The organism is Psychrobacter sp. NG25, from assembly GCF_015234355.1.
In the GTDB taxonomy this organism is placed as follows: Bacteria; Pseudomonadota; Gammaproteobacteria; order Pseudomonadales; family Moraxellaceae; genus Psychrobacter.
The window spans coordinates 140,701-159,718 of record NZ_JADGMV010000003.1 but is presented as its reverse complement, the minus strand read 5'-3'; the positions used below and the strand labels follow the sequence as shown (position 1 = coordinate 159,718).

15 protein-coding genes are annotated in these 19,018 nt (G+C 43.7%); 3 read left to right on the top strand and 12 right to left on the bottom strand.

What is annotated here, in order from left to right; all coding sequences use genetic code 11:
• Window positions 1–113: 113 nt before the first annotated feature.
• Window positions 114–1,163: a protein kinase gene (locus tag IPZ60_RS06040; RefSeq protein ID WP_194196955.1), complete on the bottom strand. Its 1,050-nt coding sequence runs from the start codon at window positions 1,161–1,163 to the stop codon at window positions 114–116.
• A gap of 162 nt (window positions 1,164–1,325) precedes the next feature.
• On the opposite strand from IPZ60_RS06040, the gene IPZ60_RS06035 reads away from it, so the two are divergent.
• The gene (locus tag IPZ60_RS06035; RefSeq protein ID WP_194196954.1) at window positions 1,326–2,297 is read left to right on the top strand and encodes an ATP-binding protein; all 972 of its coding nucleotides are present in this window, start codon (window positions 1,326–1,328) and stop codon (window positions 2,295–2,297) included.
• 40 nt (window positions 2,298–2,337) lie between these two features.
• On the opposite strand, the gene IPZ60_RS06030 is transcribed toward IPZ60_RS06035, so the two are convergent.
• The 6 genes from IPZ60_RS06030 to gyrA all read right to left on the bottom strand — a co-directional run bounded on the left by IPZ60_RS06030 (window position 2,338) and on the right by gyrA (window position 10,094).
• The gene (locus tag IPZ60_RS06030) at window positions 2,338–3,480 is read right to left on the bottom strand and encodes a ribonuclease Z (protein WP_194196953.1); all 1,143 of its coding nucleotides are present in this window, start codon (window positions 3,478–3,480) and stop codon (window positions 2,338–2,340) included.
• Window positions 3,481–3,512: 32 nt separating this feature from the next.
• On the bottom strand, window positions 3,513–3,764 hold the full coding sequence (locus IPZ60_RS06025) for a hypothetical protein (protein ID WP_194196952.1): 252 nt from the start codon (window positions 3,762–3,764) through the stop codon (window positions 3,513–3,515).
• A 92-nt stretch (window positions 3,765–3,856) separates the two neighbouring features.
• Window positions 3,857–4,525, bottom strand: coding sequence for a glutathione S-transferase (locus IPZ60_RS06020; protein WP_194196951.1), 669 nt, complete (start codon window positions 4,523–4,525; stop codon window positions 3,857–3,859).
• 188 nt (window positions 4,526–4,713) lie between these two features.
• The gene (rarD, locus tag IPZ60_RS06015) at window positions 4,714–5,781 is read right to left on the bottom strand and encodes an EamA family transporter RarD (RefSeq protein WP_194196950.1); all 1,068 of its coding nucleotides are present in this window, start codon (window positions 5,779–5,781) and stop codon (window positions 4,714–4,716) included.
• Between the two features lie 240 nt (window positions 5,782–6,021).
• The gene (gene rarD / locus IPZ60_RS06010) at window positions 6,022–7,092 is read right to left on the bottom strand and encodes an EamA family transporter RarD (protein WP_194196949.1); all 1,071 of its coding nucleotides are present in this window, start codon (window positions 7,090–7,092) and stop codon (window positions 6,022–6,024) included.
• A gap of 200 nt (window positions 7,093–7,292) precedes the next feature.
• A complete protein-coding gene (gyrA, locus tag IPZ60_RS06005; RefSeq protein ID WP_194196948.1) occupies window positions 7,293–10,094 on the bottom strand; it encodes a DNA gyrase subunit A in 2,802 nt (933 codons plus the stop codon).
• Between the two features lie 449 nt (window positions 10,095–10,543).
• Here gyrA and IPZ60_RS06000 point away from each other — a divergent pair, with 449 nt between their 5' ends.
• Together IPZ60_RS06000 and IPZ60_RS05995 are read left to right on the top strand one after the other, a co-directional pair.
• Complete coding sequence (locus IPZ60_RS06000) at window positions 10,544–10,825, top strand: hypothetical protein (RefSeq protein WP_194196947.1); 282 nt, start codon at window positions 10,544–10,546, stop codon at window positions 10,823–10,825.
• Between the two features lie 162 nt (window positions 10,826–10,987).
• Window positions 10,988–11,839 carry a methyltransferase domain-containing protein gene (locus IPZ60_RS05995; protein WP_194196946.1) on the top strand — a complete coding sequence of 284 codons (852 nt, stop codon included), beginning with the start codon at window positions 10,988–10,990 and terminating at the stop codon, window positions 11,837–11,839.
• Between the two features lie 96 nt (window positions 11,840–11,935).
• Here the strand turns inward: IPZ60_RS05995 and IPZ60_RS05990 are convergent, their stop codons facing one another.
• The 5 genes from IPZ60_RS05990 to IPZ60_RS05970 all read right to left on the bottom strand — a co-directional run bounded on the left by IPZ60_RS05990 (window position 11,936) and on the right by IPZ60_RS05970 (window position 18,898).
• Window positions 11,936–13,102 carry an ABC transporter ATP-binding protein gene (locus IPZ60_RS05990; RefSeq protein WP_194197133.1) on the bottom strand — a complete coding sequence of 389 codons (1,167 nt, stop codon included), beginning with the start codon at window positions 13,100–13,102 and terminating at the stop codon, window positions 11,936–11,938.
• Between the two features lie 152 nt (window positions 13,103–13,254).
• Window positions 13,255–14,949, bottom strand: coding sequence for an iron ABC transporter permease (locus tag IPZ60_RS05985; protein WP_194196945.1), 1,695 nt, complete (start codon window positions 14,947–14,949; stop codon window positions 13,255–13,257).
• A gap of 127 nt (window positions 14,950–15,076) precedes the next feature.
• The gene (locus IPZ60_RS05980; protein ID WP_194196944.1) at window positions 15,077–16,186 is read right to left on the bottom strand and encodes an extracellular solute-binding protein; all 1,110 of its coding nucleotides are present in this window, start codon (window positions 16,184–16,186) and stop codon (window positions 15,077–15,079) included.
• Between the two features lie 388 nt (window positions 16,187–16,574).
• Window positions 16,575–17,309, bottom strand: coding sequence for a 16S rRNA (uracil(1498)-N(3))-methyltransferase (locus IPZ60_RS05975; RefSeq protein WP_194196943.1), 735 nt, complete (start codon window positions 17,307–17,309; stop codon window positions 16,575–16,577).
• Window positions 17,306–18,898: a 3-deoxy-D-manno-octulosonic acid transferase gene (locus IPZ60_RS05970; RefSeq protein WP_194196942.1), complete on the bottom strand. Its 1,593-nt coding sequence runs from the start codon at window positions 18,896–18,898 to the stop codon at window positions 17,306–17,308. The genes IPZ60_RS05975 and IPZ60_RS05970 overlap by 4 nt, the downstream gene beginning before the upstream one ends.
• Window positions 18,899–19,018: the final 120 nt, after the last annotated feature.

The window sequence follows — 19,018 nt, the reverse complement described above, 5'->3', positions numbered from 1 at the left end:
TTATAGCGACTTCGCTTAAAATGAGCCTGAATATCCATTCAAACATAAAAAACAATGACTAGGTAATATGTGCATACTACAAGCAATCACTTTTTGAAAATTAAATAATAAACTTAGCTGTTGTCTAATAACCTTAAATCTATCAACACCTTATCCAAATCCTGATACCGTCCCTCTACCCACTTCGCCAATGCCTTATCGACAATACATTGATAGTGACTATATTCTAATGGCAACTCTGGAATCGGCTGTTGGCAATGCTGAATCGCCCACGCTTTCAATTTGTCATTACTGTGAGCACTTACCTGAAACGGTCGCCTGCCTGTTAGTATTTCAACCATCATTACGCCAAACGCGTAGATATCACTTTGCACAGTGGCACCCTGACTTTGCCAGCACTCAGGTGCGAGATACGCAGGTGTACCAGCAGGGCTTCCTTCTTTTAGCTCGTTAAACCGCTCTGCCAACGCAAAATCAGTCAATAATAAATTAGGCATTATACTGCTGCCACCTGCATTACTTAGCAATGCATCATCGAAAGAAGAATCTAACAAAATATTGCTAGGTTTAATATCATTGTGTAGCCAGCCAGCCTGATGCACATTGGCTATTAAACAGGCAGACTGCATGATGAAATGATGTTTTTGTAGTGCTGTCAATGAATGCTGATTTCGCTCACTCAACTGTACTGCCAAGCTACCATTAAAGTAATAAGGCATGACTAATATTACCAGCTGTTGAGACGACTCTAGTATCTGAACGTTTACACAATGATGAGCCAATAGTGGTGGTGCGATAGCATTATCTTTGACTATCAATGAAGCATTTACAGTAGCTAAAACGTCCGCTTCGTGAGTTAAATCAGGAGAGGTATGATAAGCGTCAGCACTCAACTGCCATTTAATCATGACCTGACCAAACTGTGGATGTTGGGCGCGTGTTAGACCTTGGTAGGACGTATTTTCAATATTTTGCGTTTTGATATCTTGTGTGTTGATACTTTTCTCATGATTTTGCTGAGCAATACGCTGGTGTACTATCTCACTAAAATGTTGTGCGACTAATTCTTGCGTAATAATGGGCAATAGTTTCTGAAATTGTCTTTGCAACGCTTGTATAGTAAATAAATTACTGGCACTATTTCCCATGGTATTGTTTCTCATAATATGGTGAGATCACCGCCTTCTCGTTCGTATCATTTCCAAAAATAATAATAGCGCGAATAATTTTTACCAGTACTACGCTCAGTAGGCGCCAAAAGTTTAGCCACGTTAATGATATTTTTGGGTATGGTATTAAAGACAACCTTAAATACTCGAGCCACTATGTCACAATCAACCATCACAACTACGCCTTCTAATCAGCCTACTTATGCCCTACCTCAGCCGTTATTGGACTTACTCAGTCAGTACTTACAAGAGCAGGTTACGCCGACGATTGAAATCGATCCGAACCAACTTGCTTATCGCTGGGTTGGTGGACGCACTGGCAATTTAGAGCCTTTATCAGTCAACTTGTTTTTGAGCTTAGATGACTTGCATGGTATCGATACGCAAAAGTCTAAACTGGTACAAAACACCCGTCAGTTTATTAAAGGTTATCCTGCCAATCACGTATTAATGTCGGGGACACGCGGTGCCGGTAAATCATCATTGATTCGCGCCTTGCTACAAGCCCATCATAGTGAAGGCTTGCGTATTATTGAAGTTGCTCGCGATGATCTGCAAATATTAGATAAGATTCGCGCTGCCATTAACGCCCTACCAGCAGATTCTAATTGCCGCTACATCGTATACTGTGATGATCTCGCATTTGATGGTCAAGATGAAAGCTATCGTACACTAAAGAGCGTGCTTGATGGCTCGCTAGACTCTGAGCAAGACAAACTATTGGTCTATGCCACCAGTAATCGCCGTCGCCTGCTACCGCAAATGATGAAAGATAATGTCAATATTTATAATGGACAGACGGATGAAGTCAATCCTTATGAAGCCATTGATGAGACCGTGTCATTGTCAGATAGATTCGGTTTATCACTCACTTTCCACCCCATGGATCAGCAGACTTACCTGCATATCGTTCAGCATTATCTGAATTTAGAACAGCAGAAAATCTCAGCTGATATGGATAGTGATGCTAAGAATGCTTTGGAAAGTCAGACCATGCCTGACAAGATCAAAAAGGATGCGCTACGTTGGGCCTCTGAACGTGGTGGTCGCTCAGGACGGGTTGCTTACCAGTTCAGTAGATACTGGAGCGGTATAACGCAATTGGAAATTGCAGACGGTAAGCGCTAAGTCATATTTAACGCTAAATTATATCTAAGCTCAGCCATATCTAATCACTGCGTGCAGAGCCTATATACTGCACGCGGTTTTTCTTTTGACAGCCCTCTTGATTGCTTACCAATTCAACTGCGCCATCGACCATATATTGGTCAAAATCTGCCGCCAGCCATAGATTGCCTCTGTAAACGCTCTCAGCATCTAAACGAATAGATGCCATGTTTGGCGTCTTGCTATTAGGATTATCAAAACCCTGATAGCGAGCACTAAAGTGCGTCAATATTAGATTATTTACGCCACTTTTTTCCACAAAATTCGCCACCAATTGCGCACTACTATGCATCGGATCAAACTCTGGATTTTTAGCTTGAATCTTAGTCAACACCTCATGCGTATACGTTGCTTCATGCACTAATAAATCCGTATCAACCAACGCAGCCGTGAGACACGCTGGCGTATCGTTATCGCCAGCCACCACTACTCGTGTTCGTGATAGGTCATCATTGACATAATCATCTGCACACAACTGCTGACCATCTTCAGTGATGACATCTTCCCCTTGCTGCAATTTACCCCACAGTGCGCTGGCGGGAATGCCTTCTGCCAGCAGTTTATCAGTATTAAGCGTGCGATGATGGATGGTCTGCGTGATACCAAATGCATGAGATGCGACCCGATGTGATAGCGGCGTAATATCAATATCAAGCTGATGTTGGTCACTCAAGCGGATGTTCACCTTGTTTGTATCACTTTGCTCAGACAGTATCTCTTCAATCGCTATAAAATTAACAGTAAACGGTAGATATAGCTCAGTGGTTATCATATAAGCCTCAAGCAGAGTAGCAATTGCTTGTGGCGCGATAATCGTCAGTGTCTCACGGCGTCCTGACATCGCTGCACTTGCCAATAGACCTGGTAGGCCATAGCAATGATCGCCATGCACATGGGTGATACAGATGGCGGCTAGTTGATGCAAAGAGAGCTTGGTATGTAACAGTTGCTGCTGTGTACCTTCACCGCAATCTATCAATAACCATGGACGTGACTTCTTGTTCTGATTATTGTGATTGGCAGCTCGTGACTGATTATTTGGCTGAGTACCATGCGTATTCAAACATTCAATCGCCAGTGCGGTTACATTACGCTGTTTGGTCGGCACACCGGCAGAGGTACCCAAAAAAGTCAACCTCAACATAGATTACCTCCCTTACACATGATATTTATCTGCTATGACAATTGGCACATCATAGTTTTTTGCGCTTCAACCATCTGCCCACCATTGGCCGTACACTCATTGACCATATTGGACTCATAAGATTTCCAACCACCATAAAAGCTCGCTGCGCATAGTATTACAACCAAAATTTTCTGCGACCAAGATTTGATAGAGACTTGCTGGCTATTAATAGCGGCTCTATCAATTTGTGATACAGCAGCGATATCTGTATTTGAAGCATTTGATTTATTCAGATCTGTCATTTTTTATCCTAAAAAAGGTTTTGTCTATGATAAACAAAACCTTTTATTTTACTATTAAATGAGTTATTTCTCACTGTTCAAATGTGTTTCGTCTAAAACTGCAAACGACCACCCTTTTGTTCTGCACGTTTAAAAGCATCACGCTCTTCACAACGTTTCAGCCAGTTCAAAATATTGGCATATTTGCGACTGTCCAAACCTGCACCTGCATTAGCTCCAACAAGCGCAAGGTGCATTTGAATATCAGCCGCACTAAAGTCACTACCTGCAAACCAATGGTTGTCTTGCAAGCGCTGCTCGATCATATACAGCACTTTTTCTAGACCACTGCTGATCATGTTTTTTTCGACTTGACCCTGGATTTTTTTACTGATGGGTTTGATCAGCATTGGGGACTGTTGAACCACTTTGGTGAATACCAAGCGCATTACCAGCAGTGGCATCAACGATGCTTCTGCAAAATGCAGCCAAAAGGTATATGCTTCCCATGCGTCTTCATTGTCATCGGTAGGTTTAAACTGCTGCTCCTTATCATAATGCTTGAGCAGATACTCAATGATAAATCCTGACTCAATCAGCGCGCGATCGTTCACTTCTAGTATTGGCACGTTGCCAAGTGGGTGCACTTTTTTCAGACTTTCTGGCGCGCGATACGCTTTATTACGTTCGTAGCTCGTCAAGTTATAGTCGACGTTTAACTCTTCTAACAGCCATAAAATACGAAACGAGCGTGAGTTTGCTAAATGATGAAGATGCAACATAAACCATCCTAATTATAGTGTGAATGAGCAATAATATTTTATATAGGGTGTGCTGCATTTATCTAAATATGGCAGCACTGCTCTTGATAATAGCGTAATTACCTCATCTTTAACACAGAAACCGCACTGCGTTGTACCAAAAGATACGGCCCGCTAAGCCAGATTCAACCTACGCCCACTAGCAATGTTTACCTTAAATGCAATGCTTCGATTTTGCGTGTCATCTTATCTATTTTTTGCTGATACTTTTTAATTTTGCGAAACCGATGCGCTGCTAATACACCTTTAATACGGCGATTTTTCAGACGACGGCGCGGAGGGAAGCTACCCACTTGTGGCTCATTGTAGCCATGTAGTCGGTCATCACGTTTGCGTGCCATATAACCAAGTGCACTATCCGCAATCATGATAAGCAATGCGATGAAAATCATGCTATACATCAGCATCGAGCCTTCTTCGACGTTATGATCCAAAATAGCGATGGAAAACACAAACAAGAATATCGGCTCAAGGTAGCATAAAGTACCAAACAACGAGACTGGTAATTTCTGGCTCGCTATCATCGTCAACGACATCGCAGCCGTACTGATGATGCCTAATAATGGCAACAGATACCACAGTTTATGGTTGGTTATCGCTACTTCAAAGCCGCCATTCATATACAGTGCTATTACCACGACAGGTAATAGCAACACAAGATCGGAGATAAGACCTGTGATGGGTGGCACTGCCAAATAGCGACGCAGTAGATAATATGGTGGATAGCCTAGACAAACAAATAAAGTCGCCCAAGAGATAGCGCCGTATTGGAAGATATCATAAGCAATACCAAAGCCTGCGCATACGATGGCAACCCACTGAAGTAGGCTCATGTCTTCATTATAGAAAAACCGACCAACCACAATCATAATCATTGGATATAAGAAGTAGCCTAACGTCACTTCTAGCCCTAGCCCATTGACGGGTGCCCACATGAATATCCAGATTTGCGCGCCCAAAATAGGTGTGGGTAATATAAATAAAAACCACTCTTTCGCGTTTTTTAATGTTTTTAGATAATCAAAAATATGCTGCCACTGCTTTAGTACAGTAACCAGCAGCACTAGACTAAAAAACATCGTCAGCACGCGCCACGACGCAACCTGCGTACCTGATAATGGTTGCAGTAGTAAGCCAAATAAGAACAGCAGTGAATACAAAAAATTTGCAGCCACAGCAGTGATTGTACCCTGCGAGGTTTGGTTAGTAGTCATCATGGCAGCGGCCTTTAACAATTGGTGCACATCCTTGGCAATTTTTAAAAAAAACAAAAGCCTCAGACGAGAACGTCTGAGGCTTTTGCAAATAAGGTCGTCGCGCAATCTAAGATAAACGCTTTGAATGTATGGTGCTTACATCATGGCGGGCATTATGTCAAAGTCAAAACAGATAAGCAATGCCAGTGTTCATCTACTGGCTTAACTTCTGCAATGAGTAAATTAGATACACCTAAGTAGTTATTTTATATCAAGTTGTGCTATTTTTTGTTTTATTCTCACCAGCTTTTTTTGATAGCGGCGTTTCTTGCGAAAACGATGGGCTTTGAGCACACCATCGATACGCTGATTGATAAAATGACGACGTGGCGGAAACCCACCTATCTGTGGCTCATTGTAGCCATGCAAATGATCGTCACGACGACGAACCATATAGCCTGTGACACTATCAGCCATCATGACCAGTAGCGCAAGTGTAATCATGCCGTACATAAAGAGAGAGCCACCTTCCTCGAGGCTTTGGCTAAGAACTGTGATAGACAGTACAAATAACAGCATGGGCTCTATATAGCTTAACGCCCCAAATAGTGACACAGGCAACTTACTACTAGCAATCATTGTCAGCGACATAGCTAGCGCACTAAAGGCACCCAGTAATGGCAATAGATACCAAAACTTTATATCCTGTATTGCCACACTAAAACCACCACTAAAATATAACATGGTGAGTACCACTGGCGTCAGCAGTGTCAAATCAAACAGTAGCCCTGTCACTGGTGGCACAGACAGTGTACGCCGCAGTAGATAGTATGGCGGATAACCCAAGCACACAAACAGCGTCACCCAAGATATCGACCCATATTGGAATATATCATAGCCAATACCCATCGCGGCAAATAGTGCTGCCGCCCACTGTAATACGCTCATATACTCATGATAAAAAAATCGTCCCAGTACTATCATCACTAGCGGCAATAGGAAGTAACCCAAAGTCACATCCAAACCAAAGCCGTTCACTGGTGCCCACATAAACAGCCAAATCTGTCCACCCAAAATCGGTGCGGGTAGTATAAATATGAGCCATTCTTTCAATGTCTTTAGTGTCTTTATATAGTCAAACACATGCTGCCACTGCTTGGTAAAACTGACTAGTAGCATCAGACTCAACAGCATCATCAACACACGCCATGACGCGACTTGTGTACCAGTTAACGGCAGCATAAAAAGCCCGAACAAAAACATCATCGCGAATAAAAAGCTCGACGATATCGATGCAAGGGTACCTTGAAAGGTTTGATTGGTCGTAAGCATAACAACAGCCTTAAAAATATAACTTTATGGGCGTAATTTATAAAAAATTATAGAAGCTGAGGTTTATATAACTTAAGAGCCAACAGCAGATCTCAAAATTAATAAACCTCAGAAAAACAAAAAAGCCTCCGACGATAACGTCAGAGGCTTTTCTAGAACAATCATATAAGACTAGATCAAAAAGCTAACTACTGAGACACTTACTCGCCGTCTAATTCATCACTATTTGCAATATCAATAACGTCACTGACGTCGGTCGGCACTGCGTTACCAGTCGCCGCATCGATGTCTATCTGCTCTTGACCTTCTACTTCAAATGTACCGTCTTCTCTCATAGCATCGACGAGTTCATCGTCGCTTTCTTCGTGCTCAACACGCGCCATGGCAACCAGTTTTTCATCTTTTGATAGACGAATCAGCGTGACACCTTGCGTATTACGACCAGAACTGGCCACATGCTGAACTGGCGTACGAACTAACGTGCCTTTGTCTGAGATTAGAATGATGTCGTCTTCAGGATCAACCTTAGTGGCACGAACCAGCGCACCATTACGCTCACTGGTCTTAATAGCGATAACACCGCCACCACCACGATTTTGCGTATTGAACTCATCAATCAAGGTACGTTTACCGAAGCCGTTTTCACAAGCAATTAAGATTTCGCGTACATCGTCTTCAATAACGACCAGTGACTTGATAAATTCTTCAGCAGACAGACGCATACCACGGACGCCTTTCGCAGTACGGCCCATCGCACGAGCATCGTTTTCATCAAAACGAATGGCTTTACCACTTGAAGCAAATAGCATCACTTCTTGGCTACCATTAGTAATACGAGCGCTGACCAGCTTATCGCCTTCTTCTAACCCAACTGCAATGAGACCGTTCGAGCGAATATTGGCAAACTGCTTGAGCTCAACACGTTTCACTGTACCATTAGCTGTTGCAAAGAATACAAAAGGCGCCTCTGCTTGGTTACTGCCCTCTAATGAGTCATCATCGCTATCTATTAAGATGTCTGCGTCTGATATTTCGCCTGTTACTGATACGTCTTCTACAATTTTTGGAATCGGCAATATCGTTGTAACGGTTTCATCACCATTTAAGCCGATTAGATTGACCAATGGACGGCCACGTGCACCGCGGCTAGCAATTGGCACTTCAAAGCCACGTAAGCTAAAGACACGCCCACTATCCGTGAAGCACAATACCGTCGCATGCGTTGAGGTTACAATCAGATGATCAATCACATCATCTTCTTTCATTGCCGTTGCAGACTTACCTTTACCGCCACGTTTTTGCGCGACATAATCGTCAATCGGCTGCGTTTTTGCATAACCAGTACGTGATACTGTCATCACGACCGTCTGTTCAGGAATGAGGTCTTCACGGTTAAAGTCCATACGTGAATCGATGATATCGGTACGACGCTCATCACCAAAGTTATCACGAATCTCAATCATCTCATTAGAAATAATGGCCATTAACTTATCAAAGTCGCCAAGAATAGACTCTAAATGCGCGATTTCACGCAATAGATCCTGATATTCTTCTGTCAATTTGTCTTGCTCAAGACCCGTCAGACGATGCAACTGCATATCTAAAATGGCATTGACCTGCTCAAGGGACAAGCGATAACGTTCTTCACTTTCGATCAGACCAAATGGCGCTTTAGGATCTTCGCCTTCGATAAACTCAGGACGTACAGACTGACTACCAGCAGCGGTAAGCATCGCAACGACGCTGCCTGAGCCCCACGTATTATTTAACAAGCTTTCACGTGCTAAGCCGCGGTTTGCAGAAGCTTTAATCGTCGCAATAATTTCGTCGATATTGGCTAGTGCGACCGTTAGGCCTTCAAGCAGATGACCACGAACGCGCGCTTTGTTCAATTCATAAATCGTACGACGTGTCACTACTTCTTGACGATGGCGGACGAAAGCAGCAATCAGCTGGCGCAAGGTCAATAGTTTTGGCTGGCCATTATCAAGCGCCACCATATTGATACTAAAGCTAGACTCAAGTGGTGTTTGTAAGAACAAGTTATTAACAATAACTTCAGCAGTCTCACCACGACGCAAGTCAATAGCGATACGCATACCGTCTTTATCAGACTCATCACGAATTTCGCTAATGCCTTCGATTTTTTTATCACGAACCAATTCTGCGATACGTTCAATCAACTTGGCTTTATTGGTTTGATAAGGTACTTCTGTGAACACAATGCGCTCGCGATCACGGTTAACACCAGCATTGCTCATCGGTTCGATATGATAACGGCCGCGGATGTGCAAACGGCCTTTACCAGTGCGATAAGCATCTAAGATACCGGCACGGCCATAGATGATACCGCCCGTAGGAAAATCAGGACCTGAGATATGTGACATCAGCTCTTCAGCTGAAACTTGTGGGTTTTCGGCATATGCCAAACACGCATTAATCACTTCGGTCAAGTTATGCGGCGCCATGTTGGTCGCCATACCGACAGCAATACCGGTTGCACCATTGACTAATAGGTTAGGAATACGCGCTGGCATGACGCTTGGCATGCGCTCAGAGCCGTCGTAGTTGTCTTCCCAATCGACGGTGTCTTTGTCCAAATCAGCAAGCATTTGGTGGGTCAGTTTGGTCATACGTACTTCGGTATAACGCATGGCTGCCGGAGGATCATCATCGATCGAGCCAAAGTTACCTTGACCATCAACCATCGGGTAACGCAAGCTAAAATCCTGCGCCATACGGACAATCGCATCATATACCGCGCTGTCACCATGCGGATGGTACTTACCGATGACATCACCGACCACACGTGCTGACTTCTTGTATGGCTTATTGTAGTCATTAGATAGCACATGCATGGCATACATCACGCGGCGATGGACAGGCTTGAACCCATCACGTACATCAGGTAGCGCACGCGAGACAATCACGCTCATCGCATAATCCAGATAGGACTGCTTCAGTTCATCTACAATGCCAATAGGACTGACCGACTCGCTCATATACACTCCTTCACTCATATCCACGCTATTAATTTTGCAGGCTTTATAGATAGCGTATCGACCTCATTAAGTATCGGTAACAACCAATAAATACAACAGGCATAGCAACACTATAAAGCGTGAAAAATACTGGGAAAATGATGATATTTTTGATAGTAAAATAAAGAAGCTATTTTAGCACAAATTTGCCGATTTAGGGGGTTCTGACTGCCATTAAAATCAAGCAAAACAGCCTATTAACCGCAATATTTGAAGCAATCAGTAGCCTCTGAAAATATATTACTAACAGGGACGTTTTGATTGGCTGATTTTGCTGTTTTTAGCCCACTTAGCCTATTCAAATGACTATCGAGTAAATTGAATACATGCCCTAGACAAAAAAAAATTAAACGCTACACTAACTTATCTTTTACATCACTTAAATAACGACTTAACAGGCTACTCTTATTATGGATATCATTCTTGCGATTGTTTGGATTTTAGTAATGGTGCTATATAGCTTTTCGAGCGATTATGTTTCTAAATTTCCTAACCATAACAATCGTGCTGTACCTTATGTCCGTTGGGGCGCACTTTTAGTCGCAATGGCTCTATCAGCATACTTGGCAAAAGCCTATCGAGAAAACCTACAAGGCAATGGTATGTGGGTGTTTGTTATCGTGGTATTTGTCATTATTATTTTATCGAAAATCATTTTTAAATGGGTCATTAACAGACGTTTGAAACGCTAGATTGAACTGAATACTTTTCTTATAGTCAAAGAAATCTAAAACAGCTACAAGGCAGCCGACCGCAGATTGTACATATAGTACCTCTAGGGAGGGTAACACCGTAGCGGTTTAGTAGTTCGCTGACTATACTCTAAACCTCTTAATTATTGATCTAAATACCTTATGCCAACTAAACCTCAAGACAGCCAACCTGACTCAAACCACTCCATACCAATAGAGGTCGATCGAGCAGATCGTAGCTTTGATGCTATTGCAGATCATTTTGAAAAGAAAGTGTACGGTGGTTTAAAAGGTGACATACGACTGGCAGTACTGCGCCGTGACATCTTTGAGTATTGCACACAAATGAGCAAAGATCTGAATCGACCGCTACGTATCTTAGATGTGGGTGCAGGATTGGCTCAGATTTCGATAGAACTTGCTGCTCAAGGTCACACGCTGGTTATCAATGATATCTCTGAGAATATGCTAGAAAAAGCAAAAGCAAGCGCGGAAAAGAGTGATCAAGTTTTAGATATCACATGGCATGTTTGCCCGTATCAAGATCTGGTAGGAAAGCTGCCTCAGGCAGGAACAGAAAAATTTGATTTGATACTCTGTCATGCGCTACTTGAATGGTTGGCAGAGCCATCTGCTGTCATGAGCTTTTTTGATCAGCAGCTAACAGATAATGGTGCGCTATCACTGTGCTTTTACAACCCAGCGAGCTTTGATTATCGAAACCTAATTATGGGAAATTTTAATTTACTTGATAATCCCGAATACAAAGCTGATAACAAAAAAAGCCTAACGCCTAACTATCCTGTCGCCAAAGAAGAAGTAGAGTCTTGGCTAGCCATACATCATTATAAAACGGTGCGCACCAGCGGTCTGCGCGTGTTTCATGACTATGCACCGCTCAAACGTGGGGGGCATAACGACCCAGAAGCAGTCATTCGGATGGAACTACGCTATTCGCAATTAGAGCCGTACAAGTGGTTGGGACGCTATTTGCACATACTAGCCACTCGTTAAATTAGTACGTAACCACTCATCTATCTGAGCTTTCTTACTTGTTTCTTAAGAGATAAGTATAAAAAATCGGGTCTTTTGAGCAGTGTCTGCTAACCACTACTGTGTCTCTTCTGACCTATCGTACTCTGACCACGTAGTCGCATTGATGTTCTTTTCATCAAACACGACTATATGCTCAAGCATAGGTAAAATGCCGATACGTGTACCAATGCCATGGTTGTGATGACTGGCAACTAGAGACAGTACAGTCTGCCCATCGTCGAGTTGTAAGCGATATAGATAGTTAGCACCGCGAAACACACGTCCGATAACCAATGCCGTCTGCTTACTATCATCGTCATGAATGATATCGTCAGGGCGTACCAATACTTTAATCAATGTACCATTTGGATAATCATACTCACAGTACTGCGATTGACCCGACTCATCATGAACTTCCATACGGCGATAAATATTACCCAATGCTGTCTCAACATGACCTTCTTTGATGATGCCATCTATCATCGCGCCCTCGCCGACGAACTCAGCAACGAAAGGACTGACTGGCTCATGATAGAGCTCGCTCGGCGTCGCCCACTGCACCAACTTACCTGCTTGCATTACCCCAACTTTATCCGCTAATGCAAAGGCTTCATTTTGATCATGAGTGACAAGAATAGCCGTGGTATTGGTGCGTTTTAGAATATCACGGACATTCATTGCCAATGATTCGCGTAGTACAACATCCAAATTCGAAAACGGCTCATCAAGTAGCAATAGTTTGGGCTTCGGCGCTAATGCACGGGCTAAGGCTACTCGCTGCTGCTGTCCACCTGAAAGCTCATTTGGGCGTTTATCCGCGTGCTCGGTCAACTCAACAAGGCTTAGCATTTCAGCCACTCGTGCTTTTTTGTCAGCGGCAGACCATTTGTTGAGACCAAAAGCGATGTTCTTTGCCACGCTAAGGTGACCGAATAATGCATAGTCCTGAAACACCATCCCCATGCCACGCTTGGCAGGCGCTACTGCATAGGACTTACGATCGGTGATATCTGTTAAACACTGATTACTCAGATGAATATTACCGCCGCGACTTTGCTCTAGCCCTGCAATGGCGCGTAATGCGGTGGTCTTGCCGCAACCGCTGTAACCCAAAAAGCAACCAATCTCGCCTTGCTGTAGTACTAGCGACAGTCCATTAACGATAATCGTATCGTCATAACCGACGATTAAATCTTGCACACTAAAATAAGGGCTGGTACTAGTACTTGCTTCAGTATCCATTGATTGAGAGCCTGATGAGCCTTTGATTGAATCAGTGTGCATAGACGGTACCAGTTAGCGATTAGTAAATAAAATCCATAGATAAAGCAGTAGAACGATAGAGAGGGCGCGACAAAAGACTATAATATTTGAGGTGAATGTTAACACCACTTTTAGCTTTGTTTGTCGCTTTGACGCAATAGTATCCAGACAGGCAACAGACCAACCAGCACAATCAATAAGCTTGGCAACGCGGCTCGTCCCCACATGCCTTCACTGGTCATCTCAAATACCCGTACTGCCAATGTATCCCAACCTTGACGTCTGGTCATTAGCGTAATCGGCATCTCTTTCATCACTTCGACAAAACCCATCAATAACGCAGTCAGTACACCAGGACTGAGTACTGGTAACATCACATGTCGCCATCGTTGATAAGCGCTATCACTCAGTAATTTAGCAGCCGCCTCTTGATTGACGGTCAGCCGTTGTAATTGACGATCGACGGGTTGGAAACTAACGGTCATAAAGCGCGTTGATAGTGCCAATAGCATAACAATAACACTGCCTGATAGTACTTGCTGTGACGTAATGCCAAAGGCAATCATTTGATTGTCTAGCCATGCAATTGGAATAAATATTCCGACAGCCAATACCGTACCGGGTACCACATAACCCAAATTGGCCAAAGTGGTCATTAGCTTGGTTGACCTATCAGGATATTGACGTTTTATCCACGCAATAATAATGGCCAAAAAGCCGATGAAAATCGTGGTCATACTTGCAATCATAAGGCTATTGGTCACAAAACCAATATAACGTGCATCAAAATCTTGCCTAAAGTTTAATGCGGTCCAATAGATAAGCTGAAGAAACGGTATGAAAAAAGCCACTGAAAACACGACCGTACACAGTAATGTCATGGCCCATTTAGCTGATTTACTAACTTCAAAACGCTGGCTACTGCCTTGAGTGATAGACTGACCGCGCTTTGCCTGCCAATACTGCTCAAACAAGACAACGATAAATATCATGCCGATTAATAATGCCGCCAATTGTGCCGCGGTCGTTAGACTGAAGAAGCCAAACCAAGCTTTGTAAATAGCCGTTGTAAATGTATCAACATTAAAGACAGATACTGCGCCAAAGTCTGCAAGTGTCTCCATGCTGGCCAATAATAGACCACCAATAATCCACGGTAGTGCTTGCGGTAATGCCAAACGAAAAAATACGCGGCCACGGCTTAAGCCTAGCATCTGCCCCGCCTCTATCGCCCGCCTGCCCTGCGATAAAAACGCTTGGCGTGCCAACAGATAAACGTAGGGATAAAATGCTAGGGATAATACCAAACCTGCACCCCAGACATTGCGTACCGAAGGAATTGCAGTGCCGATACCCATATCACGTAGACCTGTCTGTAACGGCCCACTAAAATCTACAATACCGAGGGTAACAAACGCCAATACATAGGCAGGTATCGCAAGCGGCAACATCAACGCCCACGAAAAAAACCGCTGCCCAGGGAATCGGTACATGCTCGTCACCCAAGCAAGCGCGGTGCCAACCGTTCCAGAAATAGCCACTACCATTAACAATAAAATCGCGGTGTTTTTTAGGACTTGCGGTAGTACATACTCCGCCATGTGACCCCAAATATCCGCGACAGGCTGTGTCCACGACAGCAGTACGATTAAAATTGGCACAAGCATAAACAACGAAATCAGTCCTAAGACTGATTTTGAGAGGATACGTTTACGGAGGGTATGGTCTTGGCTGACAATCTGATGCTTATCAATAATAGTATTATCAATTACCGTGTCATTGACTGTATCATTCTGACGTACAGACGCGCCTGGCATTGTGCTCATAAATTATTACCGTGTCATACGCATAGAGACCTTACATCATACCAACCTCAAAAACACGATGAGCCGTATCAAACTTAGCCAGCTAGCTTATTCTCGTTTTTAAGATTGGTATTATTGGTCATGACGCCTATTTATAACCTGCTTTGTCCATCAACTGGATGGCTTGGGTTTGTAATTCACCAAACTTCTGCACGCTGATGTCATCTTTGTTGAATGGGCCCCATGATCTGAGTAGGTCTGACTCATCAATACCTTCTTTGACTGGGAACTCTTTATCTGAACTGGCATACAGGCCTTGCGCCTCATCAGATGACAACCACTCTATTAGTTTAAGCGTACCGTCTGGATTATCAGATCCAGCTACCACACCAGCGCCTGAGATGTTCACATGCGTACCAGTCGTGTCTTGGTTTGCCCAAAATATACTGACAGGGAAGTCTGGTCTTTCATCTAGCAGACGACCGTAATAGTAACTATTGGCAACACCCACTTCACACTGACCAGCGGCGATGGCTTCTAGCATAGCAACGTCATCACTGAATACATCGGTAGCTAAGTTATCAACCCAACCACGAACGATTTCTTCTGTTTTTTCTTCGCCCAAATGCTCCATCATACTAGCCACAAGCGATTGGTTGTATACCTTCTTAGATGTACGCAAGCATAATTTGCCTTTCCATTTTGGATCGGCTAAATCTGCATAAGTAGATAACTGGTCGGCACTGACTTTGCTTGGGTCATAAAAGATAGTACGGGCGCGTAATGACAAACCCGTCCACTGACCTTTTGGATCGCGATATTTTGCAGGGACATTTGCCTCTAGCACAGACGATGATACTGGCTGTAATAGGCCCTGCTCTGCCGCTTGCCATAAGTTACCAGCATCCACTGTCAACAGCATATCGGCTGGCGTGTTCTGACCTTCCGCTTTTAGACGCGCCATCAGCGGGCCTGTACTGTCCGTCACCAACTCAACCTTCACACCTGTTTGTTCGGTATAACGATCTAGCAATGGCTTAATTAACTGCTCATTACGTGAAGAATAAATAGTAATCGTTTGCTCATCTGAACCGGTAGCACCATCGTTAGCAGCTTGTTCTTCAGTACCCGCTTCTCCAGTCTCTTCTGTCGTAGATGAATTGCTACAGCCTGCCAATCCCAACATCATGCCAAATACGGCAACAGGCAAGATAAGCTTGGTAGAAGTTAGGTTAGCGCTAATGGCACTTAATAACATGGTTTTCCCCATAATAATGCTAAAAAAGATAAGACAGCAACGGTATAGAATGGCAATAAAACCCTAACTATTACGAGGGGCAATACTGCGACAGACGAACACGATATACTAATCGAAATGAGAGTAATTATCAATCCATTTATTTCATTCAAAGATAGGCTAACTTTTTGAATCAGCAATTATTATTGAAATACCTGTTTATCAACTTTGACGGCCAAATGACTCAAAGAACTTTTGCGTATTTTCAGGTATTTTCGATATAGTTAAAGAGGTCTGAAATGGGTATAAGGCAGCCGACTGAAGATTATACAAGTAGTGCATTTAAGGAAGGTAACTAGTTCATCTAAGCAAGGTAATGCCATAGACGTTTAGTCGTTTTCTGACTATTCTACTGTAGCAGCCACTGTCCTAAGACAGCATTCACAGCGGCTTCGGTACGTAAGATGCGTGGGCCTATATTTACGGCTGTGCAACCTTGTCGGGTAAGTAGCTCTATCTCGTAATCTATCCAGCCACCTTCAGCACCGATACAGGCCAAACTTGGGAGCGTTAGTATTTGCTGTGGTGATTGCTGTAGTAAGTACTGTGCAAATGACAATTCACTATACGGATGCGCGACGATAGCACGATTGGTAATTAGACTTGCCAGCTCATCTTCGACAAATGGCTTAAAGCGCTTTACTAGCCTGATACGAGGCGCAGTCGTATCAACACCTTGTTGCAGTCCTTCTAATACAAACTCATCGAGCCGCTCAAGCATCGGGCTTTGCCAATAGCTTTTTTGCGTGCGATAACTATTGATAAGGACAATATCACGTACACCCAATGCGGTCATGTCCATTATCAAGCGTCGCAATACTTTGGGGCGTGGCAGCGCTAATACGACCGTAAGATTTAACTTAGGCGGCGGTACAATACTAAGCTGAATATCACACAACTGAATACTGTCGGCGTTGATACTTTTTATGATGGCAGTGCCTAAATGACCTTCTAACTGGCCAATTTTGAGCGTGTCACCGACTTTTGCACCCAGTACTTTATTGACATGGCTGATTTGCGATGACTCATTGATTACTGCTGAGTCGTTCGAGAAGTTCGTAGCGGGCAATAATATACAGTTCATAGCAGCTCTTGATTTGAGTATTGCTCAATCACGTCTTCAATCATGGTGAATTGACGCACCAATACGGCCTGCTTCTGCACAGTCAATTGCGCGCCTGCTTGTCCTGCCTGCTTTGCGACATCGAGATGACTCAACCAAGATAATAACTGCTGATAAATAAGCGCCACATCATTGTTTTTACCTGCCTTAGGTAAAGTGGTTGTACTCGCCATATCTAGGGAAACTGGACGATAAAACGTATTACTTGGTTGATACAATGCCCCAACTTCTGACAATCTATCAACCACCGTTTGGCAAGACTGAGTATGGCATCCCATCAGTACAGGCGTTGCGATACTTGCTGGCTCAACGGGATTATGCCCGCCTACATCGACCAAAGAACCACCAACTAATGCCACATCTGCCAACTGATACCACGTCATCAGCTCACCCATACTATCAGCCAGATAAACATGCGTATCTGCGCTAATAGATTCCTCCGCACTACGCCGTGCCATGGTTAATTCTGTACTTTGAATGAGTGCTGCGACTTCGTCAAAACGCTCAGGATGCCTAGGTACTATAATAAGTAGCGCATCAGTGAGTGCGGGGTTGGACAGTAGCTGTTTGTGCAATGACAATGCGATTTCTTCTTCGCCACCATGCGTGCTTGCCGCCACCCAAATCGGTCGACCTACAACACCAAACTCTGTTGCCAACTCAATTTTTTGGTGTTGTATATGCTGATACTCGTCCTCTATACCGACTGTCTGCGCATCAGTAACAGCCGTATTACTATGAGCGGTGCTATAAGCAGTATTGTTTTTTGGCGTATTAATCACCCATTTCAACGAGCCAGCCACGCGAATTTGCGCACTGTCAGCACCTAATTGTCGAAATCTTTTGGCTGATTCATTATCTTGCGCAATAATTAACGCAAGGTTTTTCATCATGCTACGGCTGACAGCACCAATCTTTTGATAACGTATAAAAGATGACGCGGATAGCCGACCATTGACTAAGATACTAGGAATACGATGTTCAGACAGCTTGGTTAAGATATTCGCCCACAGCTCTGTTTCTACAAACAATGCAATATTAGGCTTTACATGAGCTAAAAAACGTTCGATCACGGCAGGGCTATCGACAGGTACGTAACTGTGGCTCATTCGACCTTGAGCAATCTCATCGGCGAAACGACTTGCACCACGAGCAAAGCCAGTTTGAGTGGTGTTGGTTAACCATATCTGATACCCACTAGCCAATAGCATATCGAGTAACGGTGCGACCGTATTGGTCTCACCCAATGAGACCGCATGGCACCAAATGATACCTTTATCAGTGCTCGGCTGAGCTACTGGTGCGAAGCTCGCATCCTCTGTATTTACTCTTGGAACTGATGGATAGTTTTTACCAAAACGCTGCTCAACTTCTTGCTGATAGTTGTCACGCTTATGTGAGCGTCGCCATACTTGCAGTCGATACGCGGGCTTAAGTAAGCTGATGGCAAACTGGTAATAAGACGGCGGCTGATAGACAGTTTGGCTAGTCAACGATTCAGAATCAATCGCGGATGAAGGACAATCGGATGAGGTATGAGACGATGGCATGAAGTAGCCCAGATTAGTAATGGATCGAATAGTAGAAGGTAGCGGTAAAAATTGCGCCAATTCTACCTGAATTTAGCGCGTAACAATAAACTTTTATCGCATACATAAGTCAGGAATTAA